The 21643-nt window shown below is 38.2% G+C and carries 15 protein-coding genes; all 15 read right to left on the reverse strand.

Annotation, left to right across the window (positions count from 1 at the left end):
* Positions 1–15: 15 nt before the first annotated feature.
* Positions 16–1044, reverse strand: a complete 1029-nt coding sequence (locus tag A5867_RS16255) for a LacI family DNA-binding transcriptional regulator (RefSeq protein ID WP_087628039.1) — start codon at positions 1042–1044, stop codon at positions 16–18.
* A 23-nt stretch (positions 1045–1067) separates the two neighbouring features.
* On the reverse strand, positions 1068–2345 hold the full coding sequence (locus A5867_RS16260; protein ID WP_087628040.1) for an extracellular solute-binding protein: 1278 nt from the start codon (positions 2343–2345) through the stop codon (positions 1068–1070).
* A gap of 2 nt (positions 2346–2347) precedes the next feature.
* Positions 2348–2674, reverse strand: a complete 327-nt coding sequence (locus A5867_RS16265) for a cupin domain-containing protein (RefSeq protein ID WP_087628041.1) — start codon at positions 2672–2674, stop codon at positions 2348–2350.
* Between the two features lie 14 nt (positions 2675–2688).
* Entirely contained in the window at positions 2689–3522 is an 834-nt protein-coding gene (locus A5867_RS16270; RefSeq protein WP_087628042.1) for a carbohydrate ABC transporter permease, read from the reverse strand.
* A complete protein-coding gene (locus tag A5867_RS16275) occupies positions 3515–4423 on the reverse strand; it encodes a sugar ABC transporter permease (protein ID WP_087628043.1) in 909 nt (302 codons plus the stop codon). The genes A5867_RS16270 and A5867_RS16275 overlap by 8 nt, the downstream gene beginning before the upstream one ends.
* A gap of 19 nt (positions 4424–4442) precedes the next feature.
* The gene (locus A5867_RS16280; protein WP_087628044.1) at positions 4443–6863 is read right to left on the reverse strand and encodes a hypothetical protein; all 2421 of its coding nucleotides are present in this window, start codon (positions 6861–6863) and stop codon (positions 4443–4445) included.
* Between the two features lie 552 nt (positions 6864–7415).
* Positions 7416–8831, reverse strand: a complete 1416-nt coding sequence (locus A5867_RS16285; RefSeq protein WP_087628045.1) for an extracellular solute-binding protein — start codon at positions 8829–8831, stop codon at positions 7416–7418.
* A gap of 61 nt (positions 8832–8892) precedes the next feature.
* Positions 8893–9864 (reverse strand): carbohydrate ABC transporter permease, encoded by a 972-nt coding sequence (locus tag A5867_RS16290; RefSeq protein ID WP_087628192.1) that lies wholly within the window; start codon positions 9862–9864, stop codon positions 8893–8895.
* A gap of 14 nt (positions 9865–9878) precedes the next feature.
* A complete protein-coding gene (locus tag A5867_RS16295) occupies positions 9879–10814 on the reverse strand; it encodes a sugar ABC transporter permease (RefSeq protein WP_087628046.1) in 936 nt (311 codons plus the stop codon).
* Positions 10811–13162: a DUF5696 domain-containing protein gene (locus A5867_RS16300; protein ID WP_087628047.1), complete on the reverse strand. Its 2352-nt coding sequence runs from the start codon at positions 13160–13162 to the stop codon at positions 10811–10813. The genes A5867_RS16295 and A5867_RS16300 overlap by 4 nt, the downstream gene beginning before the upstream one ends.
* Positions 13149–15191: a hypothetical protein gene (locus A5867_RS16305; RefSeq protein WP_087628048.1), complete on the reverse strand. Its 2043-nt coding sequence runs from the start codon at positions 15189–15191 to the stop codon at positions 13149–13151. The genes A5867_RS16300 and A5867_RS16305 overlap by 14 nt, the downstream gene beginning before the upstream one ends.
* 12 nt (positions 15192–15203) lie before the next feature.
* The gene (locus tag A5867_RS16310) at positions 15204–16073 is read right to left on the reverse strand and encodes a carbohydrate ABC transporter permease (RefSeq protein WP_087628049.1); all 870 of its coding nucleotides are present in this window, start codon (positions 16071–16073) and stop codon (positions 15204–15206) included.
* 13 nt (positions 16074–16086) lie between these two features.
* Positions 16087–16992, reverse strand: a complete 906-nt coding sequence (locus A5867_RS16315) for a sugar ABC transporter permease (protein WP_212648500.1) — start codon at positions 16990–16992, stop codon at positions 16087–16089.
* Positions 16976–19783: an extracellular solute-binding protein gene (locus tag A5867_RS16320; RefSeq protein WP_170927551.1), complete on the reverse strand. Its 2808-nt coding sequence runs from the start codon at positions 19781–19783 to the stop codon at positions 16976–16978. The genes A5867_RS16315 and A5867_RS16320 overlap by 17 nt, the downstream gene beginning before the upstream one ends.
* A 105-nt stretch (positions 19784–19888) precedes the next feature.
* On the reverse strand, positions 19889–21334 hold the full coding sequence (locus A5867_RS16325) for a glycoside hydrolase (protein WP_087628051.1): 1446 nt from the start codon (positions 21332–21334) through the stop codon (positions 19889–19891).
* Between the last annotated feature and the right edge of the window lie 309 nt (positions 21335–21643).

Genomic DNA, 21643 nt, shown 5'->3' on the forward strand with positions numbered 1-21643 from the left:
TTTCTCCTTTACATTCTATTGCTCCCTTAGCCGGTACACGGATTCGCGCAAGCAAATCTCTGGTTGAAATTGATAAGGTGATTCTTTTAAAAGCATTTCTTTGTCGGTTCCATTCATCAAATCCAATAATAACTCAGCGCTTAACTCACCAATTTGACTAGCTGGTTGTTTGATGGTGGTAATCATTGGGTTGTGAAAAATCGCAAATGTTGCATCGTCGATTGAAACGATGGAGAGCTCTTCTGGAATCCTGGTCCCTTCTTTTTTAGCGAAGATCAAAAACGCTTCCAAGAGGACGTCACTCGTTAAAACTAACCCGGTAATTGATGGCTCCATCAGTATTTGTTTAAATGCTGACTCACTTTGATACTCCTCAATCTCAAATACATTCACTTGCGATTCATCGATCCCATTTTCTTTAAGCGTCTCGAGATAGCCGATTACCCGACCTTTTCGGTTTGATACCCCACTTTTGCTATAGGGATAAGTGACTAAAGCGATTGCTTGATGACCATTATCTATGAGATGTTGCGTGGCAAGACGAGTTGCACATTCATTATCTAAAGTTACAGATAAAACCTCTAGGTCTGGGATCGTTCGATCGACAAAAACTAAAGGAAAATCCGATTCGTTGAGTGCTTGGTAGTAACTCCTATTTTCGGAATTGGGAAATAAAATGACCCCGTCGACTTGGCGAGCGCTTAGTGAAGACAGATATTGCTGCTCTCGCTCAGGGTTATTATCCGTATTGCACAGAAGCAATTGAATATTCTCCTGTGCAAACTTCCTTTCAATTGCTCTTACAAGATCAATTGTAAATTGAGACGCAATATTCGAAACAATAACCCCTACTGTATTACTCTTTTTAAACGTAAGACTTCTAGCAATCTCATTTGGAATGTAATTGAGCTCCTCTATTGCCGCCTGGATTTTCTTTTGTGTCGCCTTACTCATAAAAGAGTAACGTCCATTTAAATATTGAGAAACAGTACTTTTAGACACTCCAGCAGATTTCGCCACGTCCATAATGGTCACTTTTCCCATCTTATGATCACCTACCGTTTTCTTTATTCATTTTGATATTTCATAGCCCAACCCGCATTTTGTGCAATTCTTTCCGCAACTCTATTCAATGCTTCTTCTGCCGAAAGTTCTCCACTAACAGCCTGTGACATCGCTTGACGATAGTCATCTTCCAAATACAAGCCCCATTGATTGGCTTCATCAACTAAGAACTCTTCTGGAATATTCGCTAACTCTTGTACGTACAATTGATAATCATCCGCTTGGAAAGTTGAAGTTGGCTCATACGTATAATTTTCCATAAACGGCAAGCCAAAATCTAAGTCTAAGAACTCCTGATACGTGGACTCAGAGTTATAAAACCACTTAACAAATTCGGTTGCTAATGCTGCATTTGGGCTATTTTTCGGAACGCCCCAGCCACGTCCACCATTTAATGCCGATTGTTGTTTGGTTCCAATTGGAGAAGGCATAACACCAAATTCGATTTTGGCATCTCTAGCAATATTCGCATAATTAAAGCTACCTGATAAATAGATCCCTACATCCCCATTTTCGAAATAATTCATTGGATTATCCGGCGAGCCCCCAGCCCAAATATTTTTAGGAGCAATCCCCTCATCGTTTGCTTCGATAAACTTTTGAAGCGTGGCGATATTTTCAGGTGAATTGACAGCAACTACAGGTTGACCATCAATTGTTTCAGTAATACTTCCACCATTAGAATACATTAAGTTATCGTATCTTGCACGAGAATAATCAACTGCTAATCCAAAGTTTACCGCGCCAGACTCAACAAGTTTTTCTGCGTTTTCATATAGTTCCTCAAGCGTCCATAGATTGTCTGGTGTCGGAGGTGTGATCCCTGCTTCTTCAAAAGCTTCCTTATTGTAAAAATAATTAGTGACCGTAATTTGCGTAGGTAAAATTTGGATACCTTCGTTGTAATTTCCTAATGCGACTCTCAAGAGATCTGGGTCAAAATAATCCATATCGACTTCTTGTGATAAATCAACAAAGTCTTCAGGATACTCTTTATGCAGCCGCGTCGTAATTAGTAAATCTGGCAGATCATCATTTTTGATCATTAGCGGAAATTTCGTTAATTGATCATCATATCCCACGACTAAAATTTCATAATCATTTCCTGTTTCTTGTTTCCACTTCTCCATTGTATGAACGACAGGATCGTCTTGACCAGGTTCTGAATCTAACATGACCGTAATCGTTCCCTCATTTGCCGAATCATCTGATTGGCTCCCACAAGCGGCGAGTCCTAATAAAGCACTAGTCAACATCAACATTGAAACAATTTTCTTCATCTTCATTCTCCTTTTGTCAAATAATCTTCCCTGATTGGGCTAAACGCATCGATCAAATGTCCTTTTCCTGAGATACACCGCGCACCATGTCTCGCATGAGGGCGCACATAAATACTTTCACCTGCATGAAGTATCTGGGTCGTTTCTTCAATCACATACTCAAAGCTCCCCTCCTGTACATAGGTGATCTGCTCATGAGGATGATCATGTAGTTCCAGTGTTTCAGGTGAACCGTTAAACGCAATAGCAACGACCATCAACTGTTCGCCGTAGGCAAGAACCTTTCTTGCTGTGTGTTCATCAATTTTTTCATAATCTTTGTCTGTCATAATCTCTTCCTTTTCTATTTATTACCTGATGAAACATTCGTTCCAACAATATATTTTTGTAAAAAAATGTATAAGATCGCTACAGGAATAATCGAAATCACTGAAGCGGCTAAAATGGATTGCCAATCCGTATTCCAAGCACCAATATAATTTCTGATAGCAATCTGGATCGTGTAGCGATTTTGCCGTGACAAAACGAGCAATGGCAAGATATAGTCATTCCAACGCCACATAAAGCTAAAAATAATCAAGGTGATCGTCGTAGGCTTAGCAAGTGGAATCATGATACTCATGAAAATGCGAAATTCAGATGCCCCGTCCATTCGTGCTGCCTCTAAAAAGGAATCTGGGATACCAATGAAGAATTGACGATACATAAAAATACCAGTTGTTGTGGTGACGACAGGTAAAATAACCCCTAACAAGCTATTGTATAGACCCAAAAAGGAAATAACGGTAAATTGAGAAATAATCAAAGCTTCGCTTGGAATTAAGGTTCCTAGTAAAAAAACACCAAATACGATTCCGGTATATCCCAACTGCTTACGATAGATCGCTAAGGCATACCCGCACATTGAATTAATCACAACAGTGATCAAGGTGCCGACTACCGCTATGAAGAAACTATTGTAGATATATTGAAAAAAACCATTTTCAATCACATTTTGGTAATTTTCTAACGAGAATTGTTCTGGGAAAAAGCTTAACGGATACGAAAACAATTCACCGGAAGACTTAAATGAGCTCATGATTAACCATAGTACTGGGAAAAAGATCAAGATCCCTGCAGCTAAACTGACAGTGGTCTGAAGGAAAGACCATTTTTGATGCTTCACTTGTTTATCCATTCACTTCTCCTCCTCGACTAAATCGAAATTGAACAAAGGCGATAGCTGCGAAAATAATCATGACGATCACAGAGGCAGCACTCGCATACCCATATCTTGCCTTGTCGAATCCTTCAGACAAAATGTACTGAACGATATACGTAGTCGAAGTCCCTGGTCCCCCTTGGGTGATCCCTTGAATTAGCGCATATTCCTTCAATAAACTAATGATACTTAAGAGTGAAACCAAAAATGTAGTAGGCTTAATCAATGGAACGGTGATATGGAAAAATTTCTTCCAGCCAGTCGCTCCATCCAACAAAGCTGCCTCATCGATTTCTTCATCGATCCCCGATAAAGCACCAATGTAAATCAGCATATAAAAACCGGTAGACGCCCAAGTACTGGCGATAATGATCAGCATTTTTGTAAAAAAAGGATTGGTCGCCCACTGTACACGAGCAAACCCCAATTGCTCCAATAAAAAGTTTACGAGTCCATATTGCTCGCCAAACATCCAATTCATTGTTAAACCGACAACGAGAGAAGATAGAAGTACAGGAAGATAAATCAATCCACGCGTCAATGTCTTGAAGCGGACTACCTTAGATACCATCAGTACCGCTAAACCAAGTGGTAAAATAACCTTAAAGGGTAATGAAATGAAGGTATAGATGAAGGTGCGTCTAAGTGTTTGATAAAACTCTCGGTCTTGAAACAGTTCTTGATAATTTGCAAAGCCAATCTGATTCATTTGCCGAAACCCATCATAGTCCGTAAATGAATAGAAGAAGTTTAAAGCCAATGGAACAATAAAAAACAATAGAAACAACAAGGCACAGGGGAGAATGAATAACCAAAACGAGTAATGAAATTTTTTACTTTGCTTGCGCTTCTTTTTGTTGACTTGCTTTTCTTGCACTTCTTTCACCTCTTTAATGTTATTGTTTGATTAAAAGTTTTTCATTGATCAAAGAGAATGCTACTTCTGCATCCTGTACCTGAAAACCATTCTCTTTGGTTATCTTGAGCTCCTTTAGTTGTTGATCGATATCAATCGGGTCATTGGGTTTACGTGCCATGCATTTTACAAAAACAAAATGATCTGTTCCAGAAACGATATATTCCCGATAAGCATTTGCTCCTTCTTTGGTTAACTTCGGTACCTCTGAAAAATAGATCAGACAAGCACTTGTTTGGTTCCCGAAGTACAGCCAATGGTCCTTTTGGATAGAAAAAGTAAACTCCCAATAAGGATAGTACAAGTGGATGAAGGGGATCTCTTCTTCTGGAATAGAATAGCGCATGACCATTCTATTCTTTTCTTGATAAATTCTAGGGAGGGACCCATTTCCTACCCAATAGCTCGGGCGATTTTCACCACTATACTTGTATTCTCCAGGATGATTGATCCAGATAGCGGATTGACAGGTATCTAATGTGATGTTCATCATATGTTGCTGATACCCCTGCTTTTGAAAATGATAATCTTGGCAACTCACCATCGAATACTGGGGGGTTTTGTATAAATAGGTTTCAGCTTCGTTAATGCCTTGTCTATATCTTGCGATCAAATGATTTTGGGGTGCGAAGTTTTCTTGTAAATTGGCAGGTGGCACATAGTCAGATAAGGAAAATAATGCTGCTGCTCGTAATGCATCACTAAAGTGGCCGATTCCATAAGCAATTTTTGTTAAAGCACCGATCTCATTCATCGCAATGGATTTTAGATTGTGTTCATAAACGCGCCCGTACGTTGAAGCATAAATTTGTTGGAAACTATTGATTGAAACCAATTCAAAGGTTGAATCTAATGCTTGTTTCGCTAAAGCTTTGATTTCTACATCAGGCGCCCCAATATATAATGCGAAAAAGCCAATGAAATCAATGGGGATATACGTTACAGAATTCCATTCCGCTAATCCATAACGAAAGAAGTGCTCAAACCATTGTTCGATCCGTTTTTTTCCTAATTCGGCTTGCTCTTCTCCTGTCCTACCGCTCACGACAAAAATGTCATTTGGAAACAAATTTCCAGCGAGATATTGAGCGATATGGAAAAGTAAGGCATGATTTTCACTGAAATACCACATTACGTCATTACCTGGCTCATCGATCCAATAACGAAAATTTAAGCTGAGTTCCTTGATTTTTTGTGCTAACAAGTCAGGAACCTTCTCTGGAAACCGTTGATAAAACATCAGTAGCGGGACAAAAACGAAGTCTGCACAATCCCCTTTATGTTCAATCAAACTAAGTCCGCTAGTAAATCCTGGTTGATCAAACAATTCATCCGCTGGCGAAATCTCGTCTAGAAGCAAGCGGCACAATCCAACATTGATATCATCTAACGACAATCCTGCATAATAAGTGAGCGCTTCCTTTTTTCGACCATCCAATGTATTTGAGGTGATCGTATTTTCATATTTTTCTTGATGATAGATAGCGATTGGAATGATTCTTGTCAAATATTGACCGTCAGATAACCTAACCCCAAATTCTACTTTTGTAGTACTAGCAAATTGATAATCAGATACATTTCCTATACTGTATTGTTCGTTTGTTGCTTGAATCTCGATGTATCTGTCTTGATTAGTAAATTCTGTGATATTGCCATCTTGCATCTTTGTTTTGGGCCGATTTACTAAAGGATTGAAGCGGACCCGTAATTGACTATCTCTCTGAGCTTTTGCATAAAACGCAATCTCACCCTCTGTGTAATAATCTTTGGCAAAGTATATGGAGTTCAACAATTGTTTGGCTTTTTGTGCTTCATCGCTCGGGAAAGGCAAAATACAAAAGCCATTGATCATTTGCTCGCTCGTGTTTTTCATTGAAAAACCGAAATTAACATCTCGTTCACCTAAATCATCCAACAAAACAACGATCTCATTTTCTCCTTCACCAAACGTTAGCTCTACCTCTTGCTTAATAGGCGTATTACGAAGATATGAAAGAAATGAAACTTGTTCATTGCCGTTTACCCAAATCTTCAAGCCTCCATACGTCTCTAATAAAAACGGAAGTGTAACTGCTGATCCTACAGTTACAAATACCCTCATCACAACTTTCATATACGTGGGATTCGTCATAAATGAGGAAAATGTCACTCTCGTATCTTCAAAAGTCTCCACTAATTGATCTGTGATTACATCTGGATAATCAGCCTCTCGAATCGGCTGCTCCTGAATAAATTTTTCCCGACATGGATAAGAAATATGATATTCATGCTCGTAGGGACTTGCTCTTAGCTTGTTAGAAAAAGTTTTTTTATCACTGCTGTACTCTTCAAATTGAATTTCCGAGCGCATGAATTCTGTGAAAAACTCAGTTGGAGCAACGCTAAATTCTTTTTTGTACACTACCGTACCTCCTATTTACTAAACCGGTTTATCAATTAATAAAAAAATTTAGGAAGGACTTCACCTTCAACTAAACCGGTTTATTCTTGATGGGTAAACTTTAACATCCTCTTGTAAGCGTTGTCAACGCATTTTTGAATTTTTGATCAATAAAAAACATGTCGCAAGATATTAATCATTCTTAAAGACAAAAATAAGCGTTATTGATTTGTTGCATCAAATATCCTAAAGGTGTAGACCTACTCGATCCTGATAAAACTTGATTGCATTTGTTATTTTAAGCTTCTTTACATAAGTTGCTGCTTTAGCAAATAAATAAAAGAACGTCTCTTTCTAGCCGACGAAACTAGAGTGAAACGTTCTTAAGGTTATAAGAAAAGATTTGTTGTCAAACACATACAATCTTATATTCTTTTGATCAGAAGCACCTATCACTACTATCTAATCAAGCAGGCTGTTTTTTAGACCCAGCATTCCCCATCACGCTATTTAATTACAAAATTTATATAACATAACTTTTTCCTAGAAAAAAATCTAAAATGCTAGTTCTTATCACTGACTGAATAATTCTTCGATCGCTTCTTGATAGTAGACATTCGCTTTCTCTGTTAATTCAGGCGCTACATCATGAGCATTGACAGTTCCCTCGATCACAGCTTGCTCTACATTTCCGAATTCACCATCAAAGTATACCTCGGAAATCCATGTTTCAAACCCTGGCAATACACGACCGCCTAACGGGATCGGTTCCCTAGCATGCTGCAAGAAGTCACTGTAATATTGATTTTGTGGCAGCAGGGCATAGATTGCATCCCAATATTTTTGCTCATTAGTCAGTGGAAGAATCGGTGGTAAATAGTTAGGGTTAGCTTCTGCTTCTTGATTATAGAATTCCATTCGAGCATCCCAGCCTTCACTTCCCCAACTCATGAATTTCAATAGCTCAAATGCTTCTCTCGGATATTCAGTTGCGGATGAAATTCCTCCAAAATCGACGTAGGCTGGCTTATGTTCCTTGTCGCCATCTCCTTTTGGAATCGTATAAGGAACATAGTTGATTCCTTTATCTTTATACTCTGCAGTTTCAAAAGAGTCCTTATCCCACCATGCGCCTAATTTAACAGCAACTTGTCCTGATAGTGGTGGCCACAACTCACGGTCTCCATATGCGGCTTCTGCTCGGTCGTCTCCAGCAGGCGCTTTGACTCCTGTTCGCTCGAATTCAGCCATTAGTTGTAATGCATCTGCCCAATCTTTCGTCAAGTCATATTCTGTCCCATCCCAGCCAAATTCTCCAATGGAGTCTTGATGAATAATTGGTGCCATTGTTAACCATTGGCTGCCACCTTCATAACCAAATAAATTTTTCTCAGGGACAGTCATACGTCTCACTAGTTCTACTAAATCGTTATACGTGTAATCCCCTGGCGGCATCTCAACGTTTTCTTTTTCTAATAAGTTTTCATCAATAAATACTGCATAAGGATAATAATTGATAGGTGAAGCCATCATCCGTTCTCCATCAAATCTTCCTTGATCTTTCAGTGTTTCTAACATAATGTCTTTATCTGGATCAGCTTCCCAATAATCAGTATAATCGTAAAACCAACCATTCATGATTGGCATATCAACATTTGAATTGTAACCAAATACGTCAGGCAACTGTCCATCTGCTGCTAAATTGTTTAAGCCATCATTATAATCTGTTTCCCGCAAATCAATAATATCTACTTTGATATTCGGATATAGCTCTGTAAATTTTTGAGCCATATGCTCCATCCACTCATACTCAAACCAAGCCGAAAAAGTCAACGTAATATCTTCGTCGGTTAATTCTTCAACGATATTTCCGCCGCCTCCACCTTCAGCTTCATCAACGTTGGGCTCTTCTGAATCTCCACACGCAGCCAGTAGCATCGTTGAAAGGGCAACTATTCCTACTTTGAAACATAACTTTTCAAACTTCATTCTATTCCCTCCATATTCCTTTATAGTTAATTTCTCTAACCCTTGATTTAAAAGATCGTTATTACTCACCGGTAATACCTGATCGATCAACACTTTCTACAAAATACTTTTGTAATACGAAATAGGTGATCAACAAAGGTACCAGTGTAATCATTGTTGCTGCCATCGTAATCCCTTCATTTAGCTTGTCAACAACACCTACACTAGCCGCCGAGCTGCTACTTGCCATTGAACTGTAACTATCTTTAAACCCTTGTAACTGGGTTAGTAACGTAATCCATCGTGTATTTCCCGGCTGACTTTGCAAATACAAATTCACTAAGTATGTTTCATTCCAGTACCAAACAAATGAGAATAAAAACACGATAATAATTGCAGGAATCGCCATTGGAATCCCAATTCGTGTAAAGCAGGTCCATTCGCTTGCGCCATCTACTTCTGCTGCTTCATACAAGGAATTTGGGGTTTGCTTAAAAAACGAATAGTAAATCAATATAAACAAGGTACTTTTTAAGCCATTTCCTAAAGCGGCTGGTACGATAAATACCGTTAATTTTCCTAAAAAATTCAATTCACTATATAAAACGTATGTCGGCATCATCAAGATTTGTGGTGGCACAATAAAACTAAATACCAGTAAAAAGAAAAGCGTTCGTTTAAAAGGAAAGTCAAAACGAGCAAAGCCATAGCCTACTAAGCCGCACACAGCTACCTGAAAGACGGTAGGAATCATAGAGATCAAAAGACTGCCTAATAAGGACTGTCGGATGTCCAACACATTGAAGGCTTGAATATAGTTTTGCCAATAAATCTGTGTTGGAAGCCACTTAACAGAAGTATTCAATAAATCTTCCAAAGACTTAAAGCTTGTAGCCAGCATATAGATAAGTGGATAAATGTAAACAAAGCCTAAAATGATCAATAATCCGTACTTGATCGTTTGCTGTATCCATCCAGGTTTGTCATTACGTCCAAGTAAACGCTTATGGATTTTCAATAAAAACCCTCTTACATCGATTTGCTTAGATTTCATTCTTGTTTCCATCATCATTCCCTCGCTTTCTTTGAAAGTTTCAGTCTACGGAAACTTTTTTTTGGCTTTCGCTTTTTCGTTCCCGAGGACCCTTCTTTAAACATCGAGAAAACAATGCCTACAATTATCAGCACAATGAGCGCATACATCCATGCTTGTGCAGAAGCAAAACCGTACCCTCGATTGGCTGAAAACATATTTCGATAAATCAAATTAATGATATTGTTTTGACTATTGTTGGATAACAATACGATCGTATAGATTGCATTTAATAAAATCATTGGCTTTAGCATTGGCAATGTAATCTTCCAAAAGCATTCCCAGCTGGAGCCCCCGTCAATTCTTGCAGCTTCATATAAGCTTTTATCGATCTTTTGAAGACCGGCAATAAAAATCAATATCTGGACGCCGGAATACCATAGTATGATAATCAGTTGCCCGAAAAGATCAACGATTGGTGATGCTAGCCATACAGGTAAGAAAGAGTTTAAAATGCCACTAATAGACCCTTGATCAAGAACTGGAACAGTCGCTGCTCCTTGATTGATCAATTCATTCATTACTGGCCCACTTGCGATGATCACTGGTAAGAAAAAGATCGTTCGAAAAAAACTCTTAAATTTCATACGACCATTCAAAAGCATGGCGATGATCATTGAAAAAATAATGATGATTGGCACTCTTAATAATGTACTAATCAAAAAAGCCCCTAGCTCTTGTACAAAAAGCATATCTTTAAAAAATATATCTTGATAGTTGGTTACACCAGCAAAGCGAAACGCTCTTCCAGTTGGCCTGACTCGGACAGTGTTTAAGCTATACCAGAAAGATTGTGCCATCGGCCAACATACAAATACCGCAAAGCCAATTAGCCAAGGAAAAATAAAGCTTATACCTGCCAATGTTTTACGATGCTTCGTACGCCCGGCTCTTTTTGTCGTTAGCCTCATTCCCTCACCACCTTATATGCGTATGCCTCCAAAGAATGTCCGTCATAAGAACTAGCGGCTTCTCCTTTGTTCAATAATAGCCTGATGCCATTCTCATACCTGATATCAACCACTGTTCCTTGAGTTGTATGTTGGCTAATCGAAGCTCCTGCGATTTGCTCTTGCACCTCAGCAAGCTTGGTATACATTTCTAGTATCTCACGCTCAAATACTGTATATTTCGACGAATAAATCTCCGCAGAACTCGTGTATTGTAAAGCTCTTGAATCTTCTTCTGTGATAAGAAATGATGGGCGAATACCAGATTCCAGTAGCTTTAAGAAATAAGCATCTCTATTTTCTTCAAAATTAAAATAAGGTGCATACAACGGAATGAGATTATTTAAAGCCAAACCAAAAAACGGGATCTCCTGACTTTCAAAAATATAATTGTTGGAACGAATCGGGAAATCTATCAGCGCCTCTGCATATTTCCAATATGCTTGAAAAGGATTATCCAAAAAGAGTCTACTTGTCTGCGACGCTTCTTCAAATATTTCTTCATACAAAGACAATGCATGGTGACGGTCAAAGTTTTCCCCCTTATATGAGTAAGAGAACAGTTTATTGGATATACCAGTAATCACCACGCCAGCAGGATGATTTTTTTCATCTTGGTTCGAAAAATCTCTTAGCATTTTTTGACTTTGTTCAGGTATCACATAATTCAACTCAGGGAAAACTGGACTGGCTATACTTTCCCGATACAGTTGCTTATTTAGTCTAGTAAATAAGTCATACCTCACCGAGTTTCTAGTACTGGGATTGAATAAGAGTAAATCGTTATATAAAAAGAGATCGAAGTGTTCTTGGCTTTTTTCTAGTAATTCATTTAACCCACGATTCCCCCCTAATTTATTTTCTGCTCGAAAACGATTCAACCCTAAGCTGCCATATTCGCCACCTGCTTGCCAGCCTCTGATCCCAACATCGATTCGTGTCACATCATTTTGATATAACCTTTCTAAAATCTCCCCCATTTCAGCAAAACTCGTCATTTCAACGATTTTATTTGAAACTAATGATTTTTCACTATCTGCACCAAATAAATCGATACGCATCAGGCGATCAGATGATGTCTCATTTATAAAGTGATTGTCTATTAAATACTGACGATACGTTTGGGAAAGTCCAAAATAATCTGCTTGATCCCCGCTTACAAATCGATAAGAAATTTTTGCATTCACTTCATTCCGATTTTGCTGCAAAATCATTACAGAACCTTCTGAACGACTCGTTGCCTGAGAATATACACTACGGTAACGGAATTTAGTGGTTATCCAATTGTATGGCAAGATGGCGCCATTCGGATAAGCTTGTAAAGTCCCATTCTCATCTCCACTTTCAATGGTCGCCAAGTAACCGATCTCATTTTCCGTATGGACCATTCCCCAGATAGGTGCATACATCGGTTTTGCGTTGTTGAGCATTGCCATGTCATTTACCATACTTTGGCTTTTGGGAATATCCACCCCCAAGTCAATATCATAAAATGGTTGCGAAAAAGGTTGACTATATTGTTCATTATTATCTTCCAAATAAATCAGCGAACCACTACCGTCGGGAATAAACATGTAACCAGCTTCATTGTCCATGAAGGTGTACCCCATAAACGGATACAAGAAAACTTCTCCGATCGTAAATCGACTGCTTTCTTCCCTAATAGTATGATCTGGCAATTCAACAACCACCCCATCGTTTGTCAAATCGACTTTTACCAGCATTCCGATTTCTTGCTCTGGAAAAAAGAGCTCTGCTTCAAACCCTGTCAGCGTTTCATTAACAGCTATTTCGGGATTTCCTGAATAGAGATCCAATTGATTAAACCCGGTGTTGTTTTCGGTGATATAATTGATCACGATCGGCGACCGCATAAAGTTTGACCAGCTTGCATTTCCACCTTGTGGTGTTTGAACCGTTGAGTACATGACCTTCCCATTCTTTTTTTCACGTATAATCATCGACAGTGTCTCTCTTTGGAAAAAGAGCTGTAAATCCTCATTTTCGGTCAACAACCGATGCCCGTCTATTTCTGTTGTTTCGTCTGGAAAATACGATAGTCGCTTCTCTGGTTCAAAATCATCCATATCAATCTGGGGGATTTCTTCAAGTTCTTCATTTTCCTCTACTTGTGTCTCTTCTTCCACTTCCTCCTCTTCGTCGCTTGGTTCTGTTACTGGATTTGGCTGAGAGATTGTCTTTTGTTCTTCTATTTGTGTTGTTGCAAGTAAAAAAATCGTGAGAACAAGCATGCCACCAAAGAAAGCAACTAAACGAAAATTTGTCTTCAAAAAATTAAAAATTTTCAATGCGTGCGACCACCTCTCCATAAAACGATACAATGAATGAGCCCACTTGAGCAGCTAGAGAATAGATAACAAATAACGTCAACCAACTTATAAAAATGGTAAACAAAGTTAAGAATAATAATTTGATCGTTACTCTAACGGTATAACTATTTAATTCCTTGATCATCACAACGATCAGCACAAAAACCCATAAATAGATGATCAAATTAGTGAATTGTAAAATGAACGCTTCATTCAATGTCAAAACATGACTAATTACGATCAAAAATGGTTTGATCAAAAGATACGGTCCCAAACAGTAAATAAAGCCCTGATACATTTGAAGGGAATTAATCTCCGCATCATTGATCGTTACAACCAAATACGTACAGATGATGACCGAACTAAAAAGTGCAAAGAACAGCATCAAATCCTGAGCAACCATAAATCGCCCATCTGCTACACGTTTAAAAATGAAGCCACTGAAGTACTTTTCACTTATATAAACAAGCAATGTCATGAATAGCAGAATAAGCGCAGCGAAGCCACTTGTTTTGTTTTCTTTTTTTAATCCATAAGCCCCATCGATGGGATGCTTCATAAAGTAAAAAATATAGACAACTTGTTTAACAAGCGTTAAACGCAAAACTTTTTCTTTTCCTTTTTTTATTGGCAAAAAGATAGCGCTCTTTTTATCCAGCCACTTGATACTTAATAGCACCAGACCAAAAATACCTACTCCGATCACCATTGTCACTATATTGTCTTTGATCCACAAATTTCGTACTTCCCAGTATGCATCGGAAAATCCTTCAATATTTTGCGCCTGCCTAAACGCTATCTGTGAATTTTGATAGTCTTCTTCCTCGTAAAAGGCATACCCTAGTCCTTTATTTGCAAGATCAAGCTGGGAATTCATGTCCAGAATCTCTTCCCATACGGGCTTACTTTCTACATACAATCCGTTTTGATACAAACTTAATGCATGGTGTACTTTATTGGCGAAGGCAGTCGGTTGGAAAATCTGAATTTCATTTTTTTGTGAATCCAAGGTATAAATGTGATTGTTTTCGTCAACATCAATCGCTACGCCTTGTCCCAGAAGACCATTTCGCTGGTATCCTTCATCAATACCAGCAAACATGAATAGTAATTCTCCTTCTTCAGTGTATTCAAAAATAAATCCTAATTCGCTTAACACATAGATGTTCCCTTGTTCTCCTACAGCAACACTTCTAGGTAGGAAAGCGAAGTTTGGCGGTAACAAATTAGTTCCTCCGAGATTTAGCTTCTTAAGTGGTTCTTTTTCATTTTCAGTCGTTGTGACCGTGTATATTAGTCCTCGGTCATCAATTGCTAAATTTTCCGCACTATTAGGGATCGCACGGATCATCTTATCCAACTGCTCTTCAGAAAAAATTGCCCTTCTGAAACGAGTCAATAAGCTTAGCTGAGAAACATTTGGGGCGAAATAGCCTAGAAATTCCCCCGGTGTATTGGCATTGAGCATAATAATGCCATTATTGTTTCCACGAGATAAGGCATAGACATTTTCTCGCTCATCTACAACTACCTTTGTTGGTTGAAAGGTGTTTCTCTGCCCAAAAGAAAGGGCAGTAGGTTTTTCAAAAGTGTGTTCTAATGCTCCATCTTCAGTAAAAACAAAAATTTTTCCAGCAGCATCATCTGCTACAAAAATTTTTCCTGAAGTATGCGGAAAAATCCCCACTGGTGATATCAACTCTTCGTGAGTGAATTCATTCAAATAGTCCCCTTCTTTCGTCGCGACTAAAACTCGACGATTTCCAGTATCGGCTATATAGAGATTACCATCCTTGCCAAACCTCATATCAGACGGACTACTCAAGCGTGTATCTCCAATCCGATTAATGGCTTTCACTGCTGAATAGCCAGTCTGTGACTCAACAAAGTATTGATTCCCATCAACTGTAAATGTTTTGTATGCTTCATTTGCAAAAACTTTTTGACGTGGAAACAAACAAGTCATTGCAACTATAGCTATCAAAAAAAGATATCGCTTTTTTTTCACTTGCCTTGCCTCCTACTTCAATCCAGAATGAGCCATCGTATTGATCACTTTGCTTTGCATAAAGACAAATAATAATAAATTGGGAATAAAAATAATCAGTGATGCCGCAGCTGCTATCCCTTGTCCCACCACTGTATTTGTTTGTGAAGCAAAAGTACTTAAATAAAATGCCAGTGTTCGTAAAGAATCATTCGTAATAAATAGTTGGGAAGTTTCGAGATTGTTCCAGACACCCTGGAAAACCAGTAATGCAGATGTTGCCAATGCAGGACGAATCAATGGCAAAATCACTGACCAGTAAATTTGAAATTCACTAGCTCCATCTATAACTGATGCCTCGATCAATGAATCAGGAACTTGATCAATAAATTGTTTTAATAAAAAGACAGATACTGGTAAAGCTAACAAAGGCAAAATATGTGCCCAATAAGAGTTTTCAATATTCATCCCATTAATAATCAAATATCTAGGAATAGTTACTGCTGTTGCTACAAACATTAACGCAGCATTGTTGAGCTCCATTCCAAACGTCTTTCCACGAAAATTCTTTTTAGATAAAGCATAGGCAGCCATCGAAGAAAACAATGTAGAAAAAATAATAACAATGATCGTCACAATAAGACTATTAAAAATATAACGACTGATTGGTATGGTGGAGTTTTGAGTTAATTTCACTAAATTATGGAAGTTTTCAAAAGTCGGTTGCTCTACAAAGAAGCGAGGTGGAAAGGCAAATAGTTCGTGCATCGGTTTAAACGCATGATTAATAATAAAAATTAACGGCAAAATCATGAATGCTGCAAAGGGCACTAAGAGAATATATAGTTTGATCTGACTTTTATCGAATTTTTTAGGATCAATACTAGTTTTACGGATAGCCATACACCTACTCCTTTCATTCAGATAACAGTTTCTTCGCAAAATAACTAAAAACGTAAATCATCAACAATAAGATAACTGATACAGCAGCTGCGTACCCCATCTCATATCTTAAAAAACCATAATCGTCGATATGATTTGCGACTAATTGCCCGGCATAGGAACCTGTTACCGGATTTGATCCTGTCAGCTGAACACCTATCGCGCCATTTGAAAACGCACCGACGATCGCCATCACAGCTCCGAATAACATTTGGGGTTTCATGGAGGGAATAGTAATATAAATCAATTCTTGCACTCGATTCGAGACACCATCGATCGTTGCGGCTTCATAAATTTCTTTATCCCCACCTAATACCCCCGCCATCATCGCTAAAAATCCTACACCCATACTGCCCCATAAACCAATCATTATCATAATCGGTAAGATGAATCGTTCATCTAAAGTCCAAACGACCGGATTATTTATTAGTCCTAAATTCATCAATAATCCATTGATATAGCCATTTTGATTCCCTGAAAATAAGATTCGCCAAACAACGGTCATTGCTACTCCGCCAGTCATTGAAGGTAAATAAAAAATCAGGGAAAAAATTGTTCTCGGTACTTTTGGTAACTGAGCCAAAATCCATGCCAATAGAAACCCTAAGACATATCCTCCTGGCCCAACGATCAACGAGTAAATAATCGTGTTTGGCAATACTTTTTGCATGAATACATCGTCTTGAGTCAACAAATTAATATAGTTCATAAAGCCAACTAGGTTCGGACGTTCAATCGTATTGAAATTGGTGAATGATAAACTGATAGCAATGATTACTGGCAGAATAATGAATGAAAGAAAAAGTAAACTATACGGGAGCAGAAAAATATATGCTGCCTTGCTGTGCTTTTTTTTCGGTTGTTTAATCCTCTGCATCATGGGTCACCTCCGCTATCGAAGGATAAGGTTTTTGCATTTCGTTATTTGAGTAAAACCCAAATTCTTCTAATTTCCTCATTGTTTCTCGGTCAATTATCTTAGCAGAACGATCCGTCAGACGACGAAGATTTTTCCCATCAATCACTACTCCGTTATAAATTGCATTTACCTCCCGTTCAATCATGTAACTACTTACACTTCGTGGTACTTCTGCATTCCATTTTGTTTGTTCTAAAATAACTTGCTTATGCTTGGTGATAAATGGGAGTTGTTCAAACGCCTCAATATTTGCCGTATTCCAGATATATTCTTTTCCATTTGTGGTCTGAAGTTCGATACCAAACGCAACTTGTGTTTCCGCCGAATGCCACCACTGTAGAAATTCCCAGGAATCTTCTTTCCTGTCACTCGATTTAAAAACAACACTTGTTTCTGCTGCCCCTGAAGAATAACGACGTACAGTTCCTTCTTCGTCTGGGATTCCTGGAATCAAAGCTATATCCCATAGGTTACTGATTTCTGGAGCCGCATTTAAAATCATGTTATAGGTATTGTAATCAGACACCCCAATCGGGATCGAGCCGTCTCTAAATTGCTGATAGAAGCTAGGTACTTCTTTGGGCAGATTGTAGATTGTAAAAAGATCTGTTAAATACCGCAGGCTTTGAATTGTTTGCTCTTGATTGATCCCTGTCCTTCTTATATCGTCAGTATAAAAACTACCGCCATATTGATAAACGATTGGCATTGTGACCGGGAAGCCTTTGTACCCATTAATAGCTGTAGGGTAAAAAGCACTCATTCCTTGCTGACTTAACGCTGGCAACATATTCACTAATTCTTCTAATGTATCAGGGACAGCTAGTCCTAACGCATCTAAAATATCTCTTCGATAAAACATGACATAAAAATTCATCGTTTCAGGTAAAGCATAGACACTATCTCCAATTGTATAAGGTGTTGCAATATTATCTGGAAATGATTCCATCAATAAATCAAAATCATCCATAGCTGAAAGATCGACTAAAGCATTTCGAATGCCCATATCAAAAGGCAAAGAGGAGTTAACACTTAACGCTACATCTGGAGAAGTTCCCGATGCATTTGCTAAAATCAATTTATTTTCATCTGGCATAATTGAAATGTCGACTTGAATCCCTGTAGTAGGGGTGAATTGTTGGTCGATCATCTGTTGCAGAACCTCAACGTATTGCCTTGGTCTGTTTACCCAAACTTGCAAATTCGCTGAATCCCTTCTAACCTCATAGTCATCATTAGTAAAAGAATGGAAGAAACGGGTAAAAAAATTTCTTATTGCAAGGATCACACTATTTCTTTGCTTTCCTAACGCTTCTTGATGGAAAGTGATTTCATCAATAGACAATCCAGTTCTTACTGATTCTTGTAGGAGAGTCGACAGATTAGCAGTAACTATTGAAGTAAGCTCATCATATCGATTCGCAAAATATCGATAGTCTTTTTCCAACTCCAACAATTGCCTTTCAGCAATAGCCAATTGAGAGTACGCTCCTGGTAGTCTATTGCCTCCAGCCAAGTCAGTCGCATACTCTCCCAATTCGGCAAGTTCATTGGCCCAGTTCACTAATTGATCTTTCGTTCCAGGTAAATATTCTTCGATATTGACATCTCGGTTTCGATCCACTGTCCCACCTAACAAATCAGTGATTTGCAACGATAGCTCTTGGATTTCTGAGATAATTGTTGTGACACCACGAAAAATAGCTGCAGAGGGCTCACCTGAAATTTCAAAAGTCACTTGGCGTGCCCCTGACTCTAAGTAAATCGGGATCATCTGCTCTTCTTTATTTGAGATAGTTTTGTGGGCAAACTTTGTCGTATAAGGCATTGGTTGACGAAAGAAACTTTCTGAGGGAATCTTTCCATCTATATAGATGTTTAGAAAAACCGGAAAATCAATCCGTGAATCTTGGCGATAATGAAGAGAGAGATAGTAGTACCCATCTTCAGGAATCACTAACTCATAAGTAACCGAATCACCGTTAGAATAGAAGGAAGCGCTATCTAAAATGTTTAAGACTCTTTTTTTCGGATCATAAGGTGTTACTGAACTATCAAAAATCGCTCCAGGTCTAATAGAGGAGGCATTTTGTTCCACAGGAAACTCACCTTGAGCGGAAACTTTGTTAGTGCCAACAACCTCTCCCACTTGATCTTTTTCAATATTAAGAATATTCAAACTTTTCTCCGAGTGTAATTGTAGTTCACTGATAGTCAGCTCTCCTTCAAGACTAGTGAAATGGAGTTTGTTTTCGCCTTTTTTCAAGTAAATTGCCAACGGACGATCATAAAGACCCGTACTATCATAAAGATAACTATGGATAGCTTCTTTTAGCTTAGTAATTTCTCCAACTATTTCATTGCCATATCGATCAGTTACAGTTTCCGATGATCGCTGCCACTTGCTTCTAAAAATCACATTGTTTAATTCTTTAAACTGCAGGGAATCATTCACTTGAAGGTGCATTTGGGTAGGTAGAACACTCTCACTCTCGATGAGATAGGTAAAGAACGGGTAATACATCCCCTCCTCTTCCACAACTACGGAAATAGTGACTGATTCTTGATTTTCTACATAGATAGCACTTTCTAAAGAGACCACTATCTCATCTCCTTGGTAAAGAAGCGCACTTTGTTCCTGATAAAAATGGTGATAATCACTTTCTTCCGTCGCACTTACCACAGGAATAAAAAATAAAATCAAAAAGCCGATCAATAAACGAGCACTTGCATTAATAACTGTTTTTTTCATTGACCCCATGCCTTTCTTCACATGTGACTTATTCATTAGAGAACGAAATTTTTAAGATATTTGATAGAATCATTCAGCTGATCCCCACTTGTGCTTTGATTGAGCCTATAAAGTTGCTTTCATTGTTAAAACAGCTCTCCCTTCAAAGCTGATTTCATTGTCTACCCACGATATAGGTGCCAAAGACTTATCGTCAGTAGTGACGACTGCTTCTTTGATTTTGTAACAATTTGGTAAATATAGTTTTTTATCTGTCAAACTGTTATTTATGACTACTAAGATCAATTCGTTTTGAGGATTAATGCATGCAACGACTTCTATGTCTTCGTCATCAACTTGCGCATCGATCCTCCGACAACCTGGTCGTAAATACTTACTAAAATTTCCAAAAACCCACAAACGTTTTGTCAATTGAATCTTTTTACTATCGTTATCAACGTAGATTAAGCCATCACGGTAATCATAAGCACTCACGGCGATCCAGTACTGCCAATCTGTTACATTTAACAAAGTCAAGTCTTGAAGGATCACATTAGCCAGTATCAGAGCAGAGTCCATTGTCAAATCTCGACCGTGGCGCATTTCCGTCCATTCGCTCATTTTTACGCGGACATCTAGCTGGTTTTCTTTTAAAATCATCAGGAATGCTTTTTTATCCTTAGTACTAGACCAATAGGAGTGAATATCCCATGTTGAATAGTAGCTCATAAATTCAGGGTCCTTTATCATCGCCTCTAAATAACGTACGCTAGAATTTGACCATTCTCCTAATTCTGGTAGAGAAATTTCAACACCAGCTAACTTTTTCCGTTTCTTTTTCTCACGATAGATTTGCTTCGAAAAAGCAACCATTTCTTCAGGTTCATAATGGGCTCCTTCTTGCCCCTCAGACCAATCCCATTGAGGCTCATTGATCGGGGATAGAAATCTTACAGGTATTCCTATTTCTAAAAAATGCTCCGTCACATCAAACAAATAATCGATAAATGGCTGAAACTGACTTGTGTGTAAATTACTAAAAGAGTCTCCTTGTATCTGACCGTATGCAGCTTTGTTTTTCGTTAGCCTAGCTAAAGGGCTATTGGCAAAAAGATAAATTTGATCGATGCCATAAGATACGGCTTTTTTTAAAATATATTGCGCGTTTTCATCTCTATCCCAATCATAAATTTTAGGCGCGATCTCAAAATTATGTGCTCTACGCCACGGATCTTTTATCTTCGGGCTGTGTTTATCATCCGCACTTCCAGCGCCTAAATTATACCGATAGGAAGATAATCCGATCCCTTTCTTTGAATCAAATAATAATTCCGCTATGAAGTCTCGCTTCGATAGTCCGTGAGCTTCTTCTTCAGTCCATCCGCCAATAACCTGTGCCCACCAGGCACCACTTGCGCCAAAACTATCAATGGTTTGATATTCTTTGTTTGGATCGAGGACTATCTCGATACGGTTTTCACCAGTAATGACACTATTTCTTAAATTGCTCAATTTTTTCCTCTTTCTTTTTATAAATAATAATTGACCGAATAATTGCTTTGGTGTTAGCATTCTTGGTGCTCATCTAGTAAAATGAAATGTGATGATAAATGAAAAGAATCGGGAAGCAGACATCTTATTCTAAAGAATCGATTCCTTCAATGAAAAATTTTTGGAAACAAGTAGGATAGGATAAATAAAAAAACTGATGGACAGACGGATTTGTAAAACAGAAAAGAAAATTAAAACAAAGCCTAGAATTTAAACAAAACGAACAAATAATGATAAAAACGTTTTTTTGGTCATTAAAACTATAATAAAAACATTAAGATAGTTTTAAGGATTAAGTAAGCGTTTTCTATAAGGTTAAAATAATTGTAA

It is taken from the genome of Enterococcus sp. 6D12_DIV0197 (assembly GCF_002174385.1).
GTDB lineage: Bacteria > Bacillota > Bacilli > Lactobacillales > Enterococcaceae > Enterococcus_D > Enterococcus_D casseliflavus.

Excerpts from the sequence above, each read along its gene's own strand:
- A5867_RS16310 (WP_087628049.1), bottom strand. The coding sequence starts at position 16,073 with ATGGCTATCCGTAAAACTAGTATTGATCCTAAAAAATTCGATAAAAGT.
- A5867_RS16290 (WP_087628192.1), bottom strand. The coding sequence starts at position 9,864 with ATGAAATCTAAGCAAATCGATGTAAGAGGGTTTTTATTGAAAATCCAT.
- A5867_RS16265 (WP_087628041.1), bottom strand. The coding sequence starts at position 2,674 with ATGACAGACAAAGATTATGAAAAAATTGATGAACACACAGCAAGAAAG.
- A5867_RS16315 (WP_212648500.1), bottom strand. The coding sequence starts at position 16,992 with ATGATGCAGAGGATTAAACAACCGAAAAAAAAGCACAGCAAGGCAGCA.
- A5867_RS16325 (WP_087628051.1), bottom strand. The coding sequence starts at position 21,334 with ATGCTAACACCAAAGCAATTATTCGGTCAATTATTATTTATAAAAAGA.
- A5867_RS16285 (WP_087628045.1), bottom strand. The coding sequence starts at position 8,831 with ATGAAGTTTGAAAAGTTATGTTTCAAAGTAGGAATAGTTGCCCTTTCA.
- A5867_RS16270 (WP_087628042.1), bottom strand. The coding sequence starts at position 3,522 with ATGGATAAACAAGTGAAGCATCAAAAATGGTCTTTCCTTCAGACCACT.
- A5867_RS16320 (WP_170927551.1), bottom strand. The coding sequence starts at position 19,783 with ATGAAAAAAACAGTTATTAATGCAAGTGCTCGTTTATTGATCGGCTTT.
- A5867_RS16255 (WP_087628039.1), bottom strand. The coding sequence starts at position 1,044 with ATGGGAAAAGTGACCATTATGGACGTGGCGAAATCTGCTGGAGTGTCT.
- A5867_RS16260 (WP_087628040.1), bottom strand. The coding sequence starts at position 2,345 with ATGAAGAAAATTGTTTCAATGTTGATGTTGACTAGTGCTTTATTAGGA.
- A5867_RS16295 (WP_087628046.1), bottom strand. The coding sequence starts at position 10,814 with ATGAGGCTAACGACAAAAAGAGCCGGGCGTACGAAGCATCGTAAAACA.